This window comes from Stenotrophomonas sp. NPDC047960, assembly GCF_043204395.1.
In the GTDB taxonomy this organism is placed as follows: domain Bacteria; phylum Pseudomonadota; class Gammaproteobacteria; order Xanthomonadales; family Xanthomonadaceae; genus Stenotrophomonas.
The window spans coordinates 44024-63693 of record NZ_JBIDBX010000006.1 but is presented as its reverse complement, the minus strand read 5'-3'; the positions used below and the strand labels follow the sequence as shown (position 1 = coordinate 63693).

Genomic DNA, 19670 nt, shown 5'->3' with positions numbered 1-19670 from the left:
TCCGGTGCGCTTAGAGCGCGTGCCAGGCCAGCGCGGCGCGGAAGTCGTCCGCGGCCTGCCATTCGTGCAGGTGCCAGCGCTGGGCTGGGCCCAGTTCCGGGTCGCACCAGGCCAGGTGCAGGGCGCCGTCGCTGCCGGGCGCCAGCTGCAGGCGGTGCAGGCCGAACGAGATGCCCTGCCCCTGCGCCTTGAGGATGGCTTCCTTTGCGCACCAGACCCGGAAGAACCAATGGGTACGGGCATCCTCGTCCAGGCCGAGCAGCCAGGCCACTTCAGCCGGGTGGAAGAAGCGTTCGATGATCTCGGCCATGCGCGGCCGTGGGCGCAGCGGCTCCAGATCCACGCCCAGCCGCACGCCCTCGCCCAGCCCTACCAGCAGCAGGCCATGGCTGTGGCTCCAGCCGGTGCCGATATGGGCCAGCGGGCCATGCAGCTCAGGGCGGCCCCGCCGATCGCGCTGCAGCGGCAGGCGTTCCGGGCTGCCCCCCAGCTGTTGGGCCAGCAGCAGCCGCGCCTGCGGCTCGCCACGGGTACCGGGCACGTGTGGCAGGCGCCAGACGGTGACCGGGCCGAATCGCCAAGGGCCGTCCAGGGTTGCCGGGAGGGTGTCGGGGAGGGTCATGCGAACGGGCCGACAACGCGGCTGCACGATGACTTCACAGGCGCTGCCGTCAACTGGCTGCGTCTCATCCACAGACTGACACTTGGAGTCAACAACATGGGCATCATCATCTGGTTGATCGTCGGTGGCATCGTGGGCTGGCTTGCCAGCATCATCATGCGACGCGACGCGCAGCAGGGCATCATCCTCAACATCGTGGTCGGCATCGTGGGTGCCTTGATTGCCGGGTTCCTGTTCGGCGGCGGCATCAATGAGGCGATCACCATCCGAACGTTCCTGTTCTCGCTGATCGGTGCCGTGATCCTGCTGGCCATCGTGAACCTCTTCACCCGCCGAAGCGTCCGATAACCGACAGGGTGGGTAACGACCGTTGGTCGTTGCCCCTTTCCAGCAAGGCCCGGCACCCGCCGGGCCTTGTTGGTTCTACCCCAGCTGCACCCACGCCGGCGCATGGTCGCTGGGCCGGTCCCAGGTCCGGGGCTCGCGGTCGATGCCCGAGGCCAGCGCACGTGCCTTGAGCGCATCGGACACCAGGGTCAGGTCGATACGAAGGCCCAGATTGCGGCGGAACCCCGCCGCGCGGTAATCCCACCAGCTGAACACACCCTCGTCCTCGCTGTGCAGCCGGAAGGCATCGTGCAGGCCCAGCTGCAGCAGCTTGTTGAGCGCGCCGCGTTCGGCGGTGGAGGTCAGGATGTGGTTTTCGTTCCAGACCAGCGGGTCGTGCACGTCGCGCGCGTCGGGGGCGATGTTGAAATCACCCATCACCACCAGCTCCGGGTATTTCTGCAGTTCCGAGGCCACCCAGGCGTGCACCGCGTCCAGCCAGCGCAGCTTGTAGGCGTACTTGTCGGTGTCCACGTCCTGGCCATTGACCACGTACAGGTTGATGATGCGCACGCCGTTCACGGTGCCGGCGATGACCCGCTTCTGTTCGTCCTCGAAGCCCGGAATGCCGATCTGCACGTCCTGGGCCGGCTCGCGCGACAGCAGCGCCACGCCGTTGTAGGTCTTCTGCCCGGCAAACACGCTGCGGTAGCCCAGCCCGGCCAGCACCGCGTCGGGGAACTTGTGGTCCTCCATCTTGGTTTCCTGGATGCCGACCACGTCCGGCGCGAACGCGGTGAGCCACTGTTCCAGGTGTGGCAGGCGCACGTTGAGCGAATTTACGTTCCATGAGGCGATTTTCATGGGGAGCATTGTAGCGTCGCCGCACCGCCGGTAGCGCCGGCCGTTGGCCGGTCTCATCGGCTCCGATGGTCCTGCATGGGCCGGCCAACGGCCGGCGCTACCGGAGGATGGCCTTCAGCAAGGTGGCAATTCTTGAATAGGGCGGCTTGAGCAGATCGCTCGCTGCCCAGCGTGACTGCCACAGGATCGGCAGGTGCTTGCTCATGGCGTCGAAGCCGGCGCGGCCGTGGTAGGCGCCCATGCCGCTGGGGCCGACGCCGCCGAATGGCAGGCCGTTGATGGCGAAATGCAGCAGAGTGTCGTTGACGGTGACGCCGCCGGCCACGATCTGGCCGAGCACGCGCTCCACTACCGGCCGCTGTTCGCTGAAGACATACAGCGCCAGCGGGCGGTCACGGCTTTGCACTGATTCGAGCGCGGCATCCAGGTCGGGATAGGCGCACACCGGCAGGATCGGGCCGAAAATTTCGTCCTGCATCAGGTCCAGGTCGGCGGGCGGGTCGAGCACAATGGTCGGCACGATCAGCCGTTCGCGGCGCGCGCGCCCGGGATCGATGCTGGCCAGTTCGATCACCGGCACGCCGCGTTCGCGCGCCTGGGCCAGGTAGCCGAGCAGGCGCTGGTACTGGCCTTCATTGATGATGCGGGTGTAGTCGTCGGTGTTGCTGAAATCGCCGTAGCGCGCGCGCACCTGGGTCTGCAGCTGCTGCACCAGCTCGCGCTGGCGTGGGCCGTCAACCAGCACGTAGTCCGGCGCGATGCAGGTCTGGCCGGCGTTGAACCACTTGCCGGTGGCCAGCCGCGCGGCAGCCTTGTCCAGCGGGTAGTCGCTGCACACGATGGCCGGTGACTTGCCGCCCAGTTCCAGGGTGAGCGGGGTCAGGTGCTGCGCGGCGGCGGCCATGACCTTGCGGCCTACGGCGGTGGAGCCGGTGAACACCAGGTGGTCCAGCGGTGAGCCGGCCAACGCCGATGCCAACGCGGCATCGCCCTGCACTACCGCCACCCGGTCGGCGGGGAACACCTCGGCCAGCAGATCGTGCAGGAAGGCGCTGGTGCGCGGGGTGTGCTCGGAGGGTTTCAGGACGACGTGGTTGCCCGCGGCGATGGCAGTGGCCAGCGGGATCAGCGCCAGGTTCACCGGATAGTTCCAGGGCGAGATCACCCCGACCACGCCGAGTGGTATCGGCCGGGTCTGCGCCCGCGCCGGCCAGAACCGCCAGCCCACCCCGACCCGGCGCGGGCGCATCCAGCCGCGCAGGCGTGCCAGCAGGTGGTTGATCTCATTGAGCACGGTCATGCCGTCGGCGATCAGCGACTCATGCGTGGAGCGGTGGCCGAAATCGGCGGCGATGGCCTCGGCCATCTGCGGAAGGCGCGCCTTGAGGACCGTGCGCAGGCGCTGCAGGTCGCTGCGGCGCTGTTCCAGCGACGGACGATTGGCCTGCCAGGCGATCCGCAGGGTTTGCAGGACGACAGGAAGATCCGCAGGGTCGGTGTGGACATCGCTCATGCCGCGACTATAGCGTCACACCATGTGATGCCGACGGCCAATGGAATGGGGGGCACTGGTAGGGTCGCATCCCAATCGACCGCACGTGGCGGTGAGCAGCCCGGTGATGGCATGACCCTGATCGAAGCAACGTGCGTCCCGCGCCCCAGAGCGCGTTTCCGATCGAGGATCATGCCGCCATCGCCCGTGGTTGGTTTATCGGCAGTCGATCGGGATGCGACCCTACCGGCGTCTGCGCCAAACGAAAAGGGCCGTGGCAATGCCACGGCCCTTCTGGTTCACGCCATCACCGGTTACTTGGTGATGTCCACGCCCTTGGTTTCATGCAGGAACAGGCCACCCACCACGACCGTCATCAGCGCGATGATGATCGGGTACCACAGGCCGTAGTACAGGTTGCCGGTACCCGCCACCAGCGCGAAGGAAATCGCCGGCAGGAAGCCACCGAACCAGCCGTTGCCGATGTGGTACGGCAGCGACATCGAGGTGTAGCGGATGCGCGTCGGGAACAGCTCGACCAGGTAGGCCGCGATCGGGCCGTAGACCATGGTCACGTACAGCACCAGGATCCACAGCATGAGCACGGTGCCGGCGATGTTGATGCGCGCGTTGTCGGCCTTGGCCGGGTAACCCGCTGCGGTCAGCGCCGCCTTGAGCTCGCCACCGAAGGCATCGCCCTTGGCCTTGAGCTCATCCTTGGTCAGGCCGGCGGCCTCGAACGAGGTCACCTGGGTGTTGCCCACGCTCACCATCGCCAGCGAACCGGCGGCGGCAGGCTGCACGTCGTACGGCACACCGGCCTTGGTCAGCGCGGCGGTGGCCACGTCGCAGGAGCTGGTGAACTTGCGCAGGCCCACCGGATCGAACTGGAACGAGCAGGTGTTCGGATCGGCGATGACCAGGGCCGGTGAGTTGCTGCGGGCTTCTTCGATGGCCGGGTTGGCGAAGTGGGTCAGGCCCTTGAACACGGGGATGTAGGTCACCGCGGCCAACAGGCAGCCGGCCAGGATGATCTTCTTGCGGCCGATGCGATCGGACAGCCAGCCGAAGAAGATGAAGAATGGCGTACCCAGGGCCAGCGCGCCGGCGATCAGCAGGTAGGAGGTGGTGGCATCGACCTTCAGCATGCTGCTCAGGAAGAACAGCGCGTAGAACTGGCCGCCGTACCACACCACGGCCTGGCCGGCCGCAGCGCCGAGCAGGACCAGCAGCATCAGCTTGAGGTTGCCGTCCTTGAGGCTGTCACGGAACGGAGTCTTGGAGCCCTTCCCTTCGGCCTTCATCTGCTGGAACAGCGGCGACTCGCTCAGCTGCAGGCGGATCCACACCGAGATGCCGAGCAGGATGATGGAAACCAGGAACGGAATGCGCCAGCCCCAGGCTTCGAACGCCTCGTTGCCCAGGAAGTAGCGGCAGGCCAGGATGATCAGCAGCGACATGAACAGGCCGAGCGTGGCGGTGCACTGGATGAAGCTGGTGTACAGGCCGCGCTTGTTGGCCGGTGCGTGCTCGGCCACGTAGGTCGCCGCACCACCGTACTCGCCACCCATGGCCAGGCCCTGGGCCAGACGCAGGATGATCAGGATCACCGGCGCGGCGAAGCCGATGGACGCGTAGTTGGGCAGCACGCCGACCAGGAAGGTCGAGATGCCCATGATCAGGATCGTGACCAGGAAGGTGTACTTGCGGCCGATGCGGTCGCCGAGGCTGCCGAAGAAGGCCGCGCCGAACGGGCGCACGAAGAAGCCGGCCGCGAAGGCCAGCAGGGCGAAGATCATGCCCGTGGTTTCATTGACCCCGCTGAAGAACTGCTTGGCGATGATCGCCGCCAGCGAGCCATACAGGAAGAAGTCATACCATTCGAACACGGTGCCAAGGCTGGACGCGAAGATGACCTTCTTGTGGCCCTTGGTAAGTTCTGCTTTTGCAGGTACGGGTGTGGTGGACATAAGACGCTTCCCCTCCGAAGCAATCATTGGTAGCGCCGACTGTGTGCCGGCGTTCGTGTTGTGTTCCGGTAGCGCCGACTGTTGGTCGGCACTCCTTTAAAAACTGTATTTGGTGGTGAACTGCACGCGGTTGATGTCGCCCTTCCGACCATCTTCGATCTCGCGCACGCCGTACATGTACTCCGCGCCGATATCGACCTTGGGCATCGGCGTGTAGAAGATGTTGCCGCGGATGCTCTGCACGCTCTTGGTGACCAGCGGGCCCAGCACGCTGTCGTTGTCGTAATCGCTGCGGGCGTAGATCAGGTTGGTGCGCAGCTTCGGGGTAAAGGCGTGCCGCCAGCCGACATAGCCGGCCAGTACACCGGTGGGGTTCAACTCGTCCTGGGCCACGTCGTAGGCCGTATCGGCGGTGACCCCCAGACCTACGTAACGGGCGATGCCTTCGCCACCGCTGATCTGGTAGTGCAGCTGGTCGCTGCCGCCCATCACCCACTTGCCGCCCAGGGTCAGGCCGCCGCCGATCTTGTCGGCGTCGGCGCCGGTGGCCTGGTTGTCGACCTTGAGCTGGCGCACGATACCGCCGACGCCGAAGGTGCCCCAGTCGCCCTTCCAGCCATAACGCAGGGTCAGGTCCGGCAGAGAGCCGCGGTCACTGTTGCTGGCCACGTTGGTCCACGCCCCGGTGACGGGATTGCGGGTACCGGTGAGTACGGTGGTTTCCGGGTTTTCCAGCGCGACGCTGAAGCCGCCCTGGGTGTAGCGGATCTGCGCCTGGCGCACGAACAGCACGCCGTCGGTGGGACCGACGAAGTCGGCCGCTTCCGGCAGCGAAGCCGCATCCATGAAGTTCGACCAGGTCTGGCCGGCCATCCAGTTGTTCCAGTACATATAGGCGTGGCGCAGGGTCACGCCGTACGTATTGGTGGCGGTCTGGTTGCCCAGTGAGTTGCCGAAGAAGTCCATCTCGAAGAACGCACCGGACTTGTTGCCCTTGTCCGAGACGTTGTCGATGCCCAGGTTGAAGCGCGAGAACTTGGCGTGCGCATTGAAGTCCACGTCCGAACGCTCGCCGCTGCCGCCAGCACCGGCGACCGGGGTCTGGCCCGGCAGGTACAGGGCTCGACCCGTTGCGTCGTCGGCCAGCTGCCCATCGCCGGTCTGGGTGGCCAGGAAGTCGGCCTTGATGAAACCGCCGATCTTGACCGTGGTGCCCGGCGCGGCGCCCGGGGTGATGGTGGTGACCTGGATCGGCTGCTTGCCTGCCGGCACGGTGGCGCCGGCAGGTTGTTGCGCCTGGACCGTCTTGACTGCAGTGACGTCTGTCTGCGCCTGGCTGATCTGGGTCTGTTGCTGCTGGGTGGTGGACAGCAACAGCTGCACCTGGCGTTCCAGTTCGGCAACGCGCGCTTCCAGCTGCTTCTCCTTGGCTGTTTCAGCGAACGCCATGCCAGGCGCCACCAGCGCTAACAACAGGCAGCTCGCCAACGGTCTGCGCATGGTCTTCAACATACGGGTACTCATGTTGCCCTCTCTCCCGGGTGGCAAAGTGATCGCCGCGTGTGGGGTCACGGTCGAGCCGAGCGTGCGGCCGGTTGACGCACCCCGGCTATTGGCAATTGGTCGAACCCCGTCGTCACGACCAACGGTCGTGACCTACCGCCCTTGGATTGGTACGACCATGGTCTAACCCTTCCCCTACCTCGCGGCGCGGTGGATGCGGCAAACTGAGCGGGATGAATCGCGGGTTATGCTGCGATCGCACAACCCAGTCCTAGTGCAAGTGAGGGTGCCATGGCCGATATTTACCCCGTCAAGGCGGACGTTGCCGCCAAGGCGCGCATTGACAAGAGCACTTACCAGCAGCTCTACCGCGAGTCGGTGGACAACCCCGACGCGTTCTGGGGCAAGGCCGCCGAGCGGCTTGACTGGTACAGGAAGCCATCCACGATCCGCAACGTCAGCTACCAGCTCGACGACTTCCGCATCCGCTGGTTCGAGGATGGCGAACTCAACGCCAGCGTCAACTGCCTGGACCGCCAGCTGGACAAGCGCGGCGACAAGGTCGCCCTGCTGTTCGAACCGGACAGCCCGGATGCGCCGTCGCAGGGCGTGACCTACCGCGAGCTGTACGAGCGCACCTGCCGCCTCGGCAATGCACTGCGCAACCTGGGCGTCAAGAAGGGCGACCGGGTCACCATCTACCTGCCGATGATCGTTGACGCCGCCGTGGCCATGCTGGCCTGCGCGCGCATCGGTGCGATCCATTCGGTGGTGTTCGGTGGCTTTGCCCCGAACTCCATTGCCGACCGCGTGATCGACTGCGGCAGCAAGCTGATCATCACCGCCGACGAAGGCCTGCGCGGCGGCCGGAAGATTCCGCTGAAGGCCAACGTCGATGCCGCATTGAAGCTGCCCGGCACCACCACGGTGGAAACCGTGCTGGTGGTACGCCATACCGGCGGTGCGGTGGACATGCAGGCCCCGCGCGACCGCTGGTTCCACGATGTGGTGGACCCGCAGCCGGCGCAGTGCGAACCGGAACGGATGAACGCCGAAGATCCGCTGTTCATCCTCTACACGTCCGGTTCCACCGGCAAGCCCAAGGGCGTGCTGCATACCACCGGTGGGTACCTGCTGTACGCGGCCTACACCCATGAGGCGGTGTTCGACCTGCGCGAAGAGGACATCTACTGGTGCACCGCAGATGTGGGCTGGGTTACCGGGCACAGCTACATCGTGTACGGGCCGCTGGCCAACGGCGCCACCTCGCTGATGTTCGAAGGCGTGCCGAACTACCCCGACACCTCGCGATTCTGGCAGGTGATCGACAAACACCAGGTCAGCATCTTCTACACCGCGCCCACCGCCATCCGCGCGTTGATGCGCGAAGGCGAAGCGCCGGTCAAGCGCACCTCGCGCGCCTCGCTGCGCCTGCTCGGCAGCGTCGGCGAGCCGATCAACCCGGAAGCCTGGCGCTGGTACTACGACGTGGTCGGCGATGGCCGCTGCCCCATCGTGGATACCTGGTGGCAGACCGAAACCGGCGGCATCCTGATTTCGCCGCTGCCCGGCGCGATCGACCTCAAGCCAGGGTCGGCCACCCTGCCCTTCTTCGGCGTGCAGCCGGCGCTGGTCAATGCTGATGGCGAGATCAAGGACGGCGCCACCGAAGGCAACCTGATCATCCGCGATTCCTGGCCGGGCCAGATGCGGACCGTCTACGGCGACCACCAGCGCTTCATCGATACCTACTTCCGTACTTACCCGGGCAGCTACTTCACCGGCGACGGCTGCCGTCGCGATGAAGATGGCTACTACTGGATCACCGGTCGCGTCGACGATGTGATCAACGTCTCCGGCCACCGCATCGGTACCGCCGAGGTGGAAAGCGCGCTGGTCTCCCACCCGAAGGTCGCCGAGGCGGCCGTGGTTGGTTTCCCGCACGACATCAAGGGCCAGGGCATCTACGCCTACGTGACCCTGGTGGCCGACGAAGCCCCGACCGAGGAACTGCACAAGGAGCTGGTGGCGTGGGTACGCAAGGAGATCGGGCCGATCGCCTCGCCCGACCATCTGCAGTGGGCTCCAGGGCTGCCGAAGACGCGCTCGGGCAAGATCATGCGCCGCATCCTGCGCAAGATCGCCGAGAACGCCCCCGACCAGCTTGGCGATACCTCCACCCTGGCCGACCCGTCGGTGGTGGCGTCGCTGGTGGAAGAGCGCAAGGTCAAGTAATTGGTCCCCACGTCCCCCATGCCTACCCTGCTGATTGCCGATGACCACCCGCTGTTCCGTGAAGCCCTGCGCGGCGCGGTGCAGCGGGTGATGCCGGGGGTGCTGCTGTACGAGGCCGACAGCGTCGAAGCGCTGTACCAGCTCGCTGACCAGCATCCCGACGCCGACCTGGTCCTGATGGACCTCAACATGCCCGGCGCACAAGGCTTCAATGCGCTGGTGCACATGCGGGCACTGCACCCGCAGTTGCCGGTGGTGGTGGTGTCGGCGCGCGAAGAACCCACGGTGATGCGGCGGGCGCTGGACCACGGCGCCTTCGGCTTCATTCCCAAGTCGGCCGACTCGGACACCATCGGCCATGCGCTCGGCACGATCCTGGATGGCGAAACCTGGGCGCCGCCAGAGGCGCACAACCTGCCACCGACCGGGCGTGAGGAGCGTGAGGTGGGCCAGCGCCTGCGCGAACTCACCCCGCAGCAGTTCCGGGTGCTGCAGATGCTGGGCGCCGGTCGGCTCAACAAGCAGATCGCATATGACCTCAATGTGTCCGAGGCGACCATCAAGGCACATGTGACCGCGATCCTGCGCAAGCTGGGGGTGACCAACCGGACGCAGGCGGTGTTGATGGCCGGTAAGCTGACGCTGGATGACGAGCCGTTGGTGCTGCCGCCGGAAGAAGATTGATCCGGCATCGCCTGGATGCCGGCCAACGGCCGGCGCTACCCGCTGCGGCCATCACGCCTGCGGCGTTATAGCCGCAGCTATACATTCCAGCATCCCCTGCGCAATTCGCGGATTCGGGCGGTAAACCGCGTGCGCGGTGCTAAGCTTCGCGTCCCCTTGGGGAGTAGCCTGTTTCCTGCTGAAAGGAAACGCCCGTATCAACATGCTCGGCCAGTGCGCCGTGGTGCGGGCAGCCAGTGATGGTTGGCGAGACCAGCGGTCCGCGTGCGCAACGACAGGTTGGGCGCGAACGTGGACCGTTGTCCGTCATCGCCCAACCTGCACTGTCGCCTGATGTCTCCCATCTCCATTCTGTTGATCGGCTTTGCCATGTCCACCGATGCCTTTGCTGCGGCGATCGGCAAGGGCGCTGCCATGCGCAGGCCCCGCTTTCCAGATGCGCTGCGTGCCGGCCTGATTTTCGGCGTGATCGAAGGCATCACTCCCGTAATCGGTTGGCTGCTCGGGCGAGCCGCCTCGTCCTACGTGGAGGCGTTCGACCACTGGATCGCTTTCGTGCTGCTTGGCGCGCTGGGCGTGCACATGATCATCAACGGAGTGAGGCCCGACACCGACGACGCGCACGAAGACCCGGACAAGCACCACGGTTTCTGGCATCTGGCGGTGACCGGATTCGCCACCAGCATCGATGCGATGGCGGTGGGCGTGGGCCTGGCGTTCCTGGACGTGCACATCGGCGTGATGGCCGCGGTGATCGGGCTGTGCACGCTGGTAATGGTCACCACCGGCATCATGCTCGGGCGGGTGCTGGGCGACATGATCGGCAAGCGTGCGGAGATCGCCGGCGGCGTCATTCTGATCCTGGTGGGCAGCGCGATCCTGTACGAGCACCTGAGCGGCGCGGCCGGCTGATGGGTTGCCGGCCAAGGGCCAGCACCCGCACTAGGGACGCGGCCCGTGCGTGTCGTCAATGTCTTCCAGCAGGAATCCGTCCGGGATGCGGCGATAGAGCAGGCGCCACCTGTTCCGGCCTGCTGCCCAGCCGCCCAGATGGATGTCGCAGGACATGTAGTCCTTGCCCTTGTGGGAGACGGGGTGTCCACACGGTCGTTGCGCGGCAAGATCTGCTTCGATCTTGTTGAGCTCCCGCCAGGTGCGGCTGTCGGCCGGCAGCGCGAGTTCGGCAAGTCGTTTGCGCAGGCGCGGACCCCGGATCACCGAAACCCGATGGCGACATCGGATGGCGGCTTCTTCCACCAGCGGTGGGGAAGCCGACGCTCGCGACGGGCCGGACGAGCCGGTTGACCTGCGGTGGGTTATCTCTACCAGCGGTCCAATCTCGAAGGGCGTCTCCTTCGGATGCACCTGCATTTCGCCATCGAGTTCCCGGGTGATGAACGCCCGCGCACCGCGCAGGTGTTCATTGGCCAGGTCCACGCGCAGGTACGGGCAGCGCAGTCGCCGCAGCACGGTGCCGGCCAGTACGCCCTCCTGGTTGAGGGCGTCGGCAATCCTGCTGCTCTGCGCTGCGCGCGCCGCCACCAGGTAGCAGGCGGTCTGGTTGCGCCTGCTCAGCAGCATGATGCCGCGCTCGCCACAGTGGGTGAGGTAGAAGTGGCGGATGACACCGGCCATGAGCGGATTCGGCGGCACCGCACGGCTGCGGCAGTAGTCGTTGAACTGGGTGACCATCCGGCCGAACTGGATTTCAAGCTGGTCGGACAGCGATTTCAGCGCATCCACGTCATCCACCGTGGTGCCCACCTCGGCCAGACGTTTCTGCACGGCCGGGTAGTCGACCAGCGCACGCTCATGCGGCTGCAGCCGCGCGGTGGTCCTGACCGTGTCCAGGTAGCGCTGCACGTTGGTCCCGCCGATTCCGAGCCAGCCGCCGAGCAGCACGTCCGTCACAAGGTTGCTGCAACCGCGGAAGGCCACCGAGACTGCGCCGCCGACCGCGGCGCCCACAACGCAACCCAGCGGAACCGCCCACGGCGAATGCAGCGGGGTGCCCAGGATGGATTGCAACGGGGAAGGAAGCACGGGACCTCCGCAGCCGGGTAGTGGGCTGCGCAGCATAGACAACACGATGGCGTGGCTGTAGCCCGCGTGTCGGGTTCAACTGCTCAAGGTCGAGTGCGCCGCCAGGTAGGCGCGCAGCGAGGCCGGCTTGATCGGCTTGGTCAGCAGACGGTACCCCCGCTCGCGCGCCATGCGCTTGAGCTCGTCGCGGCCATCGGCGGTGAGCAGTGCACCGGGGATGTCGCGCCCGGCGCGCCCGCGCAGCGCCACCAGCGTATCCAGCCCATCCAGGCGATCATGCAGGTGGTAGTCCACCAACATCACGTCCGGCTGCGCCTGCACGGCCTCCAGCGCCTGGTCCACGGTGCTGGCGGTGATCACCTGGACCTGCCAGCGCCCCAGCAGCGCGCGCATGCCATCGAGGATCTCCTGGTCGTTATCGACGCACAGCACGCGCATGCCGGCCAGCGAATCGGTACGCGTGCTGCGTTCGGGCGGCGCAGGCGCAACGTCGCTTGCGGGCAGGTCGGGCACCGGTGCGCGCGGCAGCAGGATCGAGAACATGCTGCCGCTGCCGACCTGGCTGCGTGCATTGAGGCGGTGGTCGAGCAGGCGCGAGATGCGCTGGCAGATCGACAGGCCCAGGCCCAGCCCCTGCTCGCCCCAGTCGAACGGCTGCTGGTAGCGATGGAATTCGTTGAAGATCTGCTGCATGTGGTGCTCGGGAATACCCGGCCCGGTATCCCACACCTGCAGTTCGATCTCGTCGCGCCTATGTCGCACGGCCAGCACGATGCGGCCCTGGCGGGTGTAACGCAGCGCGTTGGCCAGGAAATTCTGCAGCACCCGGCGCAGCAGGCGGCGGTCGCTGCGCACCCAGGCAGGGCGTGCGAACAGGTCCAGGCGCAGGCCTCGACCGGCCGCGACCGGCGAATACTGCGCGGCCAGTTCGCGCATCAGCAGGCTCACGTCGAAATCGCCGATCACCGGGTGCAGGCCGCCGGCATCCAGCCGCGACACGTCCAGCAGTCCGTCGAGCAGCTCTTCGGCAGCGCGCAGTGAAGCGTCCACGCGCTCGGCCAGGTGACGCTGTTCGTCATTGTTGTGGTGGCTGTCGCGCAATGCGGAGGCGAACAGGCGCGCCGCGTTCAGTGGCTGCAGCACGTCATGGCTGATCGCCGCCAGGAACCGGGTCTTGGACTGCTGCGCCACTTCGGCTTCGTGCGACCGCTCCGCCACGCGCTGTTCCAGCGTTTCGTTGGCTTCCAGCAGTGCGGTTTCCGCGTGCTTGTAATCGGTGATGTCGTTGTAGCTGGTGACATAGCCGCCGCCGGGCAGTGCCTGCCCGCGCATCTCGATCACGCGGCCATCGCTGCGGGTACGTTCGAAGATGTGCGGCGAACCGGCGCGCATGTAGCCGATGCGGCGGTTGATCTGGACGTCGATGTCGCCCTCGCCCAGTTCGCCGCGCTCGGCGTTGTAGCGGATCAGATCGGCCACCGGGCGGCCCACGTACAGCATCCCGTCGGGGTAGCCGAACATCTGCTGGTACCGGCGGTTCCAGGCGGTCAGGCGCATGTCCGGATCGACCACGCTGACCCCGGCGCTGATGTTTTCCAGGGTGGTGGACAGGATCTCGCGATTGAAGCGCAGTTCCTGGCCGGCCTCGTCGAGCACGGCCACCACTTCGCCCAGGTCCATACCCGAGCCGCGCAGGAGGCTGGTCAGCAGCAGGCGCGCGGACGCAGCGCCGATGGAGGCGGCCAGCAGGCGTTCGGTGAACTGTACCCAGGCCCGGTCAGCCGGCGCCGAAGCCTGCAGTTCGCGACCCAGCGACTGCGCCTGTTCGAAGAACGAACGGCGCGCGTGGCGATCGCCGACCACGCGCGAGGCCAGCGCCAGCAGGTCGCCCACATGCACGTGGCCCGGCCACGCACCGGCCACGGAGGGGCGCTCGGCGTACGGGTCCAGGAACGGGGCGGCGCGCAGGCGTTCGTCCACGCCGGGCCGCCAACGCACCGACACCAGCAGCATCGCCGCCGCATTGACCAGCAGCGACCAGAAGGTGCCGTGGGTGAGTGGATCCCAGCCGGTCATGCCGAACAGGCGCTGCGGCTGCAGCCAGGAAATGCCGAACGGGCCTTCGCTCAGCCAGCTGGCGTCCATCCAGCCCGCGTGGGTCAATGCCGGCAACAGCAGGGTATAGATCCAGGTGCCGAAGCCCAGCAGGATGCCGGCCTCCACGCCCTTGCGGCTGGCACCACGCCAGTACAGGCCACCGATCAGGCCCGGCGCGAACTGCGCCACCGCGGCGAACGCCATCAGGCCATACGAGGCAAGCGTGCTGTCGTTGCTGCTCCCGCGGTAGTAGCTGTAGGCGGCCAGCGCCAGCAACAGGATGGCCATGCGGCGGATCCACAGGACCCGCGATGCCACGTCGGCGGCTTCCTGGTGGTCGCCACTGCGGCGCAGCAGCACCGGCATCACCAGATCGTTGCTGACCATGGTGGCCAGCGCGATGGATGACACGATGACCATGCCGGTGGCGGCCGAGAAGCCGCCTACGTAGGCCACCAGCGCCAGGAACTTGCGCCCTTCGGCCAACGGCAGCGCCAGCACCATGCTGTCGTCGGCGATGCTGCCGCCAGTGCCGAACAGGGTCACGCCGGCGGTGGCGATCGGTATCACCATTGCCGAAATGACGATCAGGTAGCCGCCGAACATCCAGCGAGCGCGCCGTACATCGCGCACGTCACCACATTCGACCACGGCCACGTGGAACTGGCGCGGCAGGCATACGATGGCCAGGAAACTGAGCAGGGTCTGCGAAATGAAGCCCACCGGCGGCAGCCCGGTGAACAGCGTGCGCGCGCTGCGCACCACGGTTTCGCCACGGTCGGCCAGCCACAGGTAGGCGAACAGGCCCAGCGCCACCATCGCGATCAGCTTGATCATCGATTCCAGCGCGATGGCCAGCATCATGCCGTGGTGGTGTTCGGTGGCATCCACCTGACGCGTGCCGAACAGCGTGGCGAACAGCGCCATCAGCAGCGCCACGTACAACGCCGGATCACTGAAGTAGCCGGTGGGACCGGAGCTGCCGGTCAGCACCTGCAGGCTCATCGCCACGGCTTTGTACTGCAGCGCCAGGTAGGGAACGATGCCGATCAGCGCGATCACCGCCACCAGCGCCGCCAGCCGTCGCGAGCGGCCAAACCGCGACGAGATGAAATCGGCGATGGACACCACGTTCTGGCTGCGTGCGATCAGCGCCAGCCGCTCGATGATGCGCCAGCCAAACAGCAGCAGCAGCAGCGGGCCCAGGTAGATCGGCAGGTAGCCGATACCGTTGCGCACCGCCGTGCCGACCGCGCCGTAGAAGGTCCACGACGAGCAGTACACCGCCAGCGCCAGGCTGTAGACCACCGGGCGCAGCCACGGGCGGTCGGGGTACATCGGCCGGCGGTCGCCCCACCAGGCTACGCCGAACAACAGGGCGGCATAGGCCACCGACACCAGCAGCAGGATCCAGCTAGAAACCACGGGCATGTTTCCGCGAGCGTAACCGGCAGTGTAGCCGCTGGATCGGCGTCGCCGGCCCCATCCTCACGCGGCCAGTGGCCGGGAGGGCAGGTGCAGGTCGATCCGCGTGCCTTGACCCGGCTGGCTGTGCACCCGCACCGAGCCGCCGGCGGCGGCCATCAGGCTGGCCGTCACCGACAGCCCCAGCCCGGTGCCCTGGCCCACGGGCTTGGTGGTGAAGAACGGCTCCAGGCAGCGCTGGCGCACCGCTTCACTCATGCCCTGGCCGGTGTCCTGCAGCTGCAGCACCAGCTCGCCGTCGGCGGTGGGGGGCTGCAGGCGCAGGGTGAACGCGCCGCCGCCAGGCATGGCCTGGTTGGCATTGACTGCCAGGCTGAGCAGGATCGATTCGAGCTGGGCCGGGTCGAAATGGATCAGCCGCTGCACGCCGCCGGTATCCACCTCGCAGCGCACTCCCGCATCGAACACCTGCTCCAGCGTGGGCGCCAACGCAACCAGGGTGGCGGCCGCGTCCAGCAACTGCGGCCGGCCGGGCTCCAGCCGGCTGAAGTCGAGCAGACGGCGGCTGACCGCGCTGGCCCGGCGGGTTGCCGAATCGGCGCCCTGCAGCGCCCCCTGCAGCGCCTCGCCCTCGCTGCGCCGCGCCTTGGCCACGTAGCCCTGGATGAGCGCCAGCAGATGGTTGAAGTCGTGCGCGATGCCGCTGGCCAGGCGGCCCACGTTGTCCATCTTCATGGCGTGCACCAGCTGGTCGCGCGAGCGTTCGCGCTCCTGCATCTGCACCTGCAGTTCGTCGCGCTTGCGCGCCAGTTCCTTGCTGCGCTGGCGGGCCTCCTGCAGGCTTTCACGCAGCCCGGTGACACTGTGGTGCAGCAGCCAGGCGCTCATCAGCGCGCCACAAGCGGACACCGCCAGATCGGTGGCGGCGTGCACTACCCGGTCCGGCCGGAACAGCGCCCCGGCCGCGTCGACCCACGCACCCAGCGCCATCAGCCCGCACAGCCATGCCGTGGTCCAGGCCAGCGGACGGCTGCCCAGCACTGCGGCCACCAGCAGCGCCGGCACCAGCTGTACCAGCTGCACCCGCAGCTGCGCAGCCAGCCCCCAATAGCCATAGGCCAGCACCAGCAGCAGCAGTTCGCCGATCAGGAAAGTCGCGGCCGCATGCAGGCTGCGGCCGGCGCGGTGTTCGATCAGGCAGAGCAGGCACAGCAGCACGTGGGAAGCGGCCATGGCCGGCACCATCATGTCCAGGCCCGCGCCCAGGCGTACGGCCATCCAGGCCGCCAGCACCGGGTGGTACAGCCCCACCATGACCAGCAGGCCACGCAGCATGGCGTCGGTACGCCGGCCCAGCCCCGGCGGGCGATCAAGGGCGGCGGCGCGGGCGGAAGTCGGCGTCTCGGGCATGCGGGAGGCGGGATCGGCGGGCGGCGCCGGCACGCGGCGGCAACGGCGCTATATTAGCAGCGCGTGCCGCAGGGGCCGGCATGCGGTTGTCTGTCTGCACTCGACCGGGGAAGTCGCTGTCGTCATGCCTATGTTGTCGCTAGTCCGGCGCGGACACACTGCGCTTGCCGTCCTGCTGGTGCTGGCCGCGTTGCCCGCAGCGGCCCAGCGCCCGGTAGATGGGGCGCCGCAGATGGCGCAGGTCGAACAGTGCCACGCGCTGCTGACCAGCGAGCCGCAGGCATCGCTGCAGATCGCCCAATCGCTGCTGTCCCGGCCGTCGCTGTCCACCTCCATGGAAATCGGGGCAGTGGGCTGCCTCGGCGTCGCCCTGCGGGCCCTGGGCCGGCTCGACCAGACCACCGAGCTGCCCGACCGCCTGCTCACGGCGGCCGCCCGCACCGACGCCAGCACGGACGACCGGCTGCGTGCGCAGACCATGGCCGCTCACCTGCTGCTGTGGCGCGGTGACCACAGCCGTGCCCTGGCATTGACCGGCAGCCTGCTCGACGAGGCCGTCCGCCAGCGCGATGTACACGGCCAGATCGGCGCGCTGATGCAGATCGCGATGATCCGCGGCGATGCGATGGGCGACGCTGAAGGCGCGCTCACCTACCTGCACAAGGCGACCCAGCTCAGCGATCACCTGCACCGGCCCCCCAATCCAGGTGACCTGATCCTGTATTACAACTACGGCTATGCACTGTTGATGCTGCAGCGCAATGGCGAGGCGGCTGCCGCCTTCAAACGTGCCGAGGCCATTGGCACGCGTCTGAGCGGGCAGGACGTCTTCCTGCACCGCATCGCCAGCCATCGTGCGGAGATCCAGCGCAGGGGCGGCCTGCTTGATGCGGCCGAGGCCGGCTTGCGCGCCGGGCTGGCTTGGCAGGCCCAGCAGGACCCGCAAGGCCAGGTCGTGACGCTGCAACGGCTGGCACGCGTGGCCTTGGACCGTCGCCAGGCCGATGCAGCGCTGCCGCTCGCCACGCAGGCGCAGCGCTTGGCCGAACGCGGGCGTTTCGTTGAAGAAGTCCGCAATGGGCTGGACCTGCTCGGCGACATCCACATTCTGCTCGGCCACCGCGAACAGGCCTTGGAGTACATGCGTCAGGGCCGCGCGTTGGACCAGGCCCGCAGCAAGGGCGAGACGCTGGGCCAGCTGGCCCGGCTGCAGGCGTCGGCCGAACGCAGCATCGCCCCGGCGCAGGTCAATGCGGAGCAGGACCTGGGCCGCGTACGGGTGCTGCGCAATACTGCCGTGATCGCCCTGCTGGCGGTATGGGTGATCGCCACGCTGGTGGTGCTGCGGCTGCGCCACCAGCGCCGTCAGCTCACCCTGCTCAGCCGTACCGACAGCGTGACCGGGCTGCTCAACCGGCGCGAGGCCGAGCGGCGGCTGGACGAACGCGCCGCACGCAGCGCTGCGTCGGAGCGCAGCGCATTGCTGCTGCTGGAACTGGATGACTTCAAGGCGTTGAACGACCGCCACGGCCAGGCGGCCGGCGACAGCGTGCTGCGCAGCGTGGCCGACTGCCTGCGCACGGCCTGCGACCGCCACGACCTGCTGGCGCGCTGGGGCGGCGCGGCGTTCCTGGTGGCCCGCCATGACACCCGCGCGGAAGCGGCGCAGGCACTGGCCGGGCACCTGCGGCTGGCGATCGAACGGCTGGTGGTGGATATCGAACCCGGCCAGCACCTGACCCTGACCGCCAGCGTGGGCGTGGCGCCGTTGCCGCTGTTCGCCGATGCACCCGCGGTGCTGGATGACAGCCTGCGCGCCGCCGATCGCGCACTGCAGGGCGCACGGCAGAGCGGGCGCAACGCATGGGCGGGGGTGTGGGGCGAAGACGGAAGCCAGGCACCGCATCTGTATGCGGTGCTGGGGAATCCGGAGGACGCAATGTCGAAGGGGTGGATGCGCCTCAGTAGCAGCCGGCCTATTCGTTGGGACGCGTAACCTCGAACCGCACTTCCACCCGGCGGTTTGGCAGCAGGCATTCCAGCAGCGCCGCGCGCGGGCGCACGCCGTCGCACTGCTGAACCTGCTGGGTGTCGCCCCGGTACTCGTAGCGGATCATCGCCGGGTCCAGCCCGCGTCCGATCAGCAGCTCGCGCACGGTACGCGCACGCCGCTCGGACAGCGCCTGGTTGGCATCGAAGCCGCGCCCCTGCAGGCGGTCGGCATGGCCGACCAGCACCACGTCCATCAGCCGCAGTTTCTCGCTGGCAATGCTGCCCAGCGCGCGGTCGATGCTCTCCAGCGAGTAGGTGCGGATGTCGCGGTATCCGTCCCGGTCGAACTCGAACAGCACGTTGGCCACCAGCGGGGCCGGTGCCCCCAGCACCGCCGGTGCCACGTCGCACTGGCGGGCCAGTGCCTCGGCGTCGTTGACCAGCTCCTCGGCGATCTGGATGTACGGCTTGGAATGCCGCCACTGCTGCTGGTTGAATTCGTTGCCGGCGTGCACCAGCTCGACCTCGCCGCAGGCCACCTGCTGCGCGGCGCAGGCAAAACCCGGCGCGGCATGCAGCACGCGCAGGCGCTGCCACAGGTCATCGCGCAGGTACTTCGCATTGTTGACCAGCGGCGTATCGGTCGGCAGCGGGCGGGTGCCCTGCTCCATGCCGATGATCAACCGCTCGGATTCAGCCAGTGCGGCCTGTGGGAATTCACTGCGGTCGTTGCGGCTGTATTCGTGGAACGACACGTCCAGCCAGCACTGCGCCTTGGACAGGTGGTAGTCCCGGATCGGCCGGCCACCGTCATTGAGCGCCTGGATGCGCCCCTGGGTTGCCTCATAGGTCGAATGGTCGGCGTGAATCGCCTCGTCGGTGATGCGCTGCTGCTGCGGCAGCAGCTGTGCCGTCTGCGCATGTGCGGGACCGGCAAGGGCGGCGAGGATGGCCGCGCCCAGCAGCGGGCGCGCGAAACGGAAGGTCGGGTTGGCGTTGTTCATCA

Annotated in this window: 14 protein-coding genes; 5 read left to right on the top strand and 9 right to left on the bottom strand. The window is 67.4% G+C overall.

The features are described from left to right. Window positions 1-10: 10 nt before the first annotated feature. Complete coding sequence (locus tag ACGFZ3_RS13875; RefSeq protein WP_392922149.1) at window positions 11-622, bottom strand: 4'-phosphopantetheinyl transferase family protein; 612 nt, start codon at window positions 620-622, stop codon at window positions 11-13. A gap of 96 nt (window positions 623-718) precedes the next feature. Here ACGFZ3_RS13875 and ACGFZ3_RS13870 point away from each other — a divergent pair, with 96 nt between their 5' ends. Continuing rightward, window positions 719-970 carry a GlsB/YeaQ/YmgE family stress response membrane protein gene (locus ACGFZ3_RS13870; RefSeq protein ID WP_068854466.1) on the top strand — a complete coding sequence of 84 codons (252 nt, stop codon included), beginning with the start codon at window positions 719-721 and terminating at the stop codon, window positions 968-970. A 75-nt stretch (window positions 971-1045) separates the two neighbouring features. On the opposite strand, the gene xth is transcribed toward ACGFZ3_RS13870, so the two are convergent. From xth to ACGFZ3_RS13850, 4 genes are all read right to left on the bottom strand, one after another. Continuing rightward, window positions 1046-1813, bottom strand: coding sequence for an exodeoxyribonuclease III (gene xth, locus ACGFZ3_RS13865; RefSeq protein ID WP_392922146.1), 768 nt, complete (start codon window positions 1811-1813; stop codon window positions 1046-1048). Between the two features lie 97 nt (window positions 1814-1910). Further along, window positions 1911-3326, bottom strand: coding sequence for a coniferyl aldehyde dehydrogenase (locus ACGFZ3_RS13860; RefSeq protein ID WP_392922143.1), 1416 nt, complete (start codon window positions 3324-3326; stop codon window positions 1911-1913). Window positions 3327-3619: 293 nt separating this feature from the next. Continuing rightward, complete coding sequence (locus ACGFZ3_RS13855; protein WP_392922140.1) at window positions 3620-5275, bottom strand: MFS transporter; 1656 nt, start codon at window positions 5273-5275, stop codon at window positions 3620-3622. Between the two features lie 96 nt (window positions 5276-5371). Next, entirely contained in the window at window positions 5372-6799 is a 1428-nt protein-coding gene (locus ACGFZ3_RS13850; RefSeq protein ID WP_392922137.1) for a DcaP family trimeric outer membrane transporter, read from the bottom strand. 270 nt (window positions 6800-7069) lie between these two features. On the opposite strand from ACGFZ3_RS13850, the gene acs reads away from it, so the two are divergent. From acs to mntP, 3 genes are all read left to right on the top strand, one after another. After that, window positions 7070-9013, top strand: coding sequence for an acetate--CoA ligase (acs, locus tag ACGFZ3_RS13845; protein ID WP_392922134.1), 1944 nt, complete (start codon window positions 7070-7072; stop codon window positions 9011-9013). 18 nt (window positions 9014-9031) lie between these two features. Then, entirely contained in the window at window positions 9032-9697 is a 666-nt protein-coding gene (locus ACGFZ3_RS13840) for a response regulator (RefSeq protein WP_392922131.1), read from the top strand. A 333-nt stretch (window positions 9698-10030) separates the two neighbouring features. Further along, on the top strand, window positions 10031-10609 hold the full coding sequence (gene mntP / locus ACGFZ3_RS13835) for a manganese efflux pump MntP (RefSeq protein ID WP_392922128.1): 579 nt from the start codon (window positions 10031-10033) through the stop codon (window positions 10607-10609). Between the two features lie 30 nt (window positions 10610-10639). Here mntP and ACGFZ3_RS13830 read toward each other — a convergent pair whose 3' ends face one another. From ACGFZ3_RS13830 to ACGFZ3_RS13820, 3 genes are all read right to left on the bottom strand, one after another. Next, complete coding sequence (locus ACGFZ3_RS13830; RefSeq protein ID WP_392922125.1) at window positions 10640-11725, bottom strand: hypothetical protein; 1086 nt, start codon at window positions 11723-11725, stop codon at window positions 10640-10642. Between the two features lie 90 nt (window positions 11726-11815). Further along, entirely contained in the window at window positions 11816-15262 is a 3447-nt protein-coding gene (locus tag ACGFZ3_RS13825; protein ID WP_392922901.1) for a NahK/ErcS family hybrid sensor histidine kinase/response regulator, read from the bottom strand. A 63-nt stretch (window positions 15263-15325) separates the two neighbouring features. After that, window positions 15326-16672, bottom strand: a complete 1347-nt coding sequence (locus ACGFZ3_RS13820) for a sensor histidine kinase (protein WP_392922122.1) — start codon at window positions 16670-16672, stop codon at window positions 15326-15328. A gap of 130 nt (window positions 16673-16802) precedes the next feature. Between ACGFZ3_RS13820 and ACGFZ3_RS13815 the strand changes: the two genes are divergently transcribed. Further along, window positions 16803-18668 (top strand): diguanylate cyclase domain-containing protein, encoded by a 1866-nt coding sequence (locus ACGFZ3_RS13815; RefSeq protein ID WP_392922118.1) that lies wholly within the window; start codon window positions 16803-16805, stop codon window positions 18666-18668. On the opposite strand, the gene ACGFZ3_RS13810 is transcribed toward ACGFZ3_RS13815, so the two are convergent. After that, window positions 18649-19668: an OmpA family protein gene (locus ACGFZ3_RS13810; protein WP_392922114.1), complete on the bottom strand. Its 1020-nt coding sequence runs from the start codon at window positions 19666-19668 to the stop codon at window positions 18649-18651. The genes ACGFZ3_RS13815 and ACGFZ3_RS13810 overlap by 20 nt on opposite strands. Window positions 19669-19670: the final 2 nt, after the last annotated feature.

What these genes read in the sequence shown, in the direction of transcription:
- ACGFZ3_RS13875 (WP_392922149.1), bottom strand. Translation starts at nt 622, where the DNA reads ATGACCCTCCCCGACACCCTCCCGGCAACCCTGGACGGCCCTTGGCGA.
- ACGFZ3_RS13870 (WP_068854466.1), top strand. Translation starts at nt 719, where the DNA reads ATGGGCATCATCATCTGGTTGATCGTCGGTGGCATCGTGGGCTGGCTT.
- xth (WP_392922146.1), bottom strand. Translation starts at nt 1,813, where the DNA reads ATGAAAATCGCCTCATGGAACGTAAATTCGCTCAACGTGCGCCTGCCA.
- ACGFZ3_RS13860 (WP_392922143.1), bottom strand. Translation starts at nt 3,326, where the DNA reads ATGAGCGATGTCCACACCGACCCTGCGGATCTTCCTGTCGTCCTGCAA.
- ACGFZ3_RS13855 (WP_392922140.1), bottom strand. Translation starts at nt 5,275, where the DNA reads ATGTCCACCACACCCGTACCTGCAAAAGCAGAACTTACCAAGGGCCAC.
- ACGFZ3_RS13850 (WP_392922137.1), bottom strand. Translation starts at nt 6,799, where the DNA reads ATGAGTACCCGTATGTTGAAGACCATGCGCAGACCGTTGGCGAGCTGC.
- acs (WP_392922134.1), top strand. Translation starts at nt 7,070, where the DNA reads ATGGCCGATATTTACCCCGTCAAGGCGGACGTTGCCGCCAAGGCGCGC.
- ACGFZ3_RS13840 (WP_392922131.1), top strand. Translation starts at nt 9,032, where the DNA reads ATGCCTACCCTGCTGATTGCCGATGACCACCCGCTGTTCCGTGAAGCC.
- mntP (WP_392922128.1), top strand. Translation starts at nt 10,031, where the DNA reads ATGTCTCCCATCTCCATTCTGTTGATCGGCTTTGCCATGTCCACCGAT.
- ACGFZ3_RS13820 (WP_392922122.1), bottom strand. Translation starts at nt 16,672, where the DNA reads ATGCCCGAGACGCCGACTTCCGCCCGCGCCGCCGCCCTTGATCGCCCG.
- ACGFZ3_RS13815 (WP_392922118.1), top strand. Translation starts at nt 16,803, where the DNA reads ATGTTGTCGCTAGTCCGGCGCGGACACACTGCGCTTGCCGTCCTGCTG.
- ACGFZ3_RS13810 (WP_392922114.1), bottom strand. Translation starts at nt 19,668, where the DNA reads ATGAACAACGCCAACCCGACCTTCCGTTTCGCGCGCCCGCTGCTGGGC.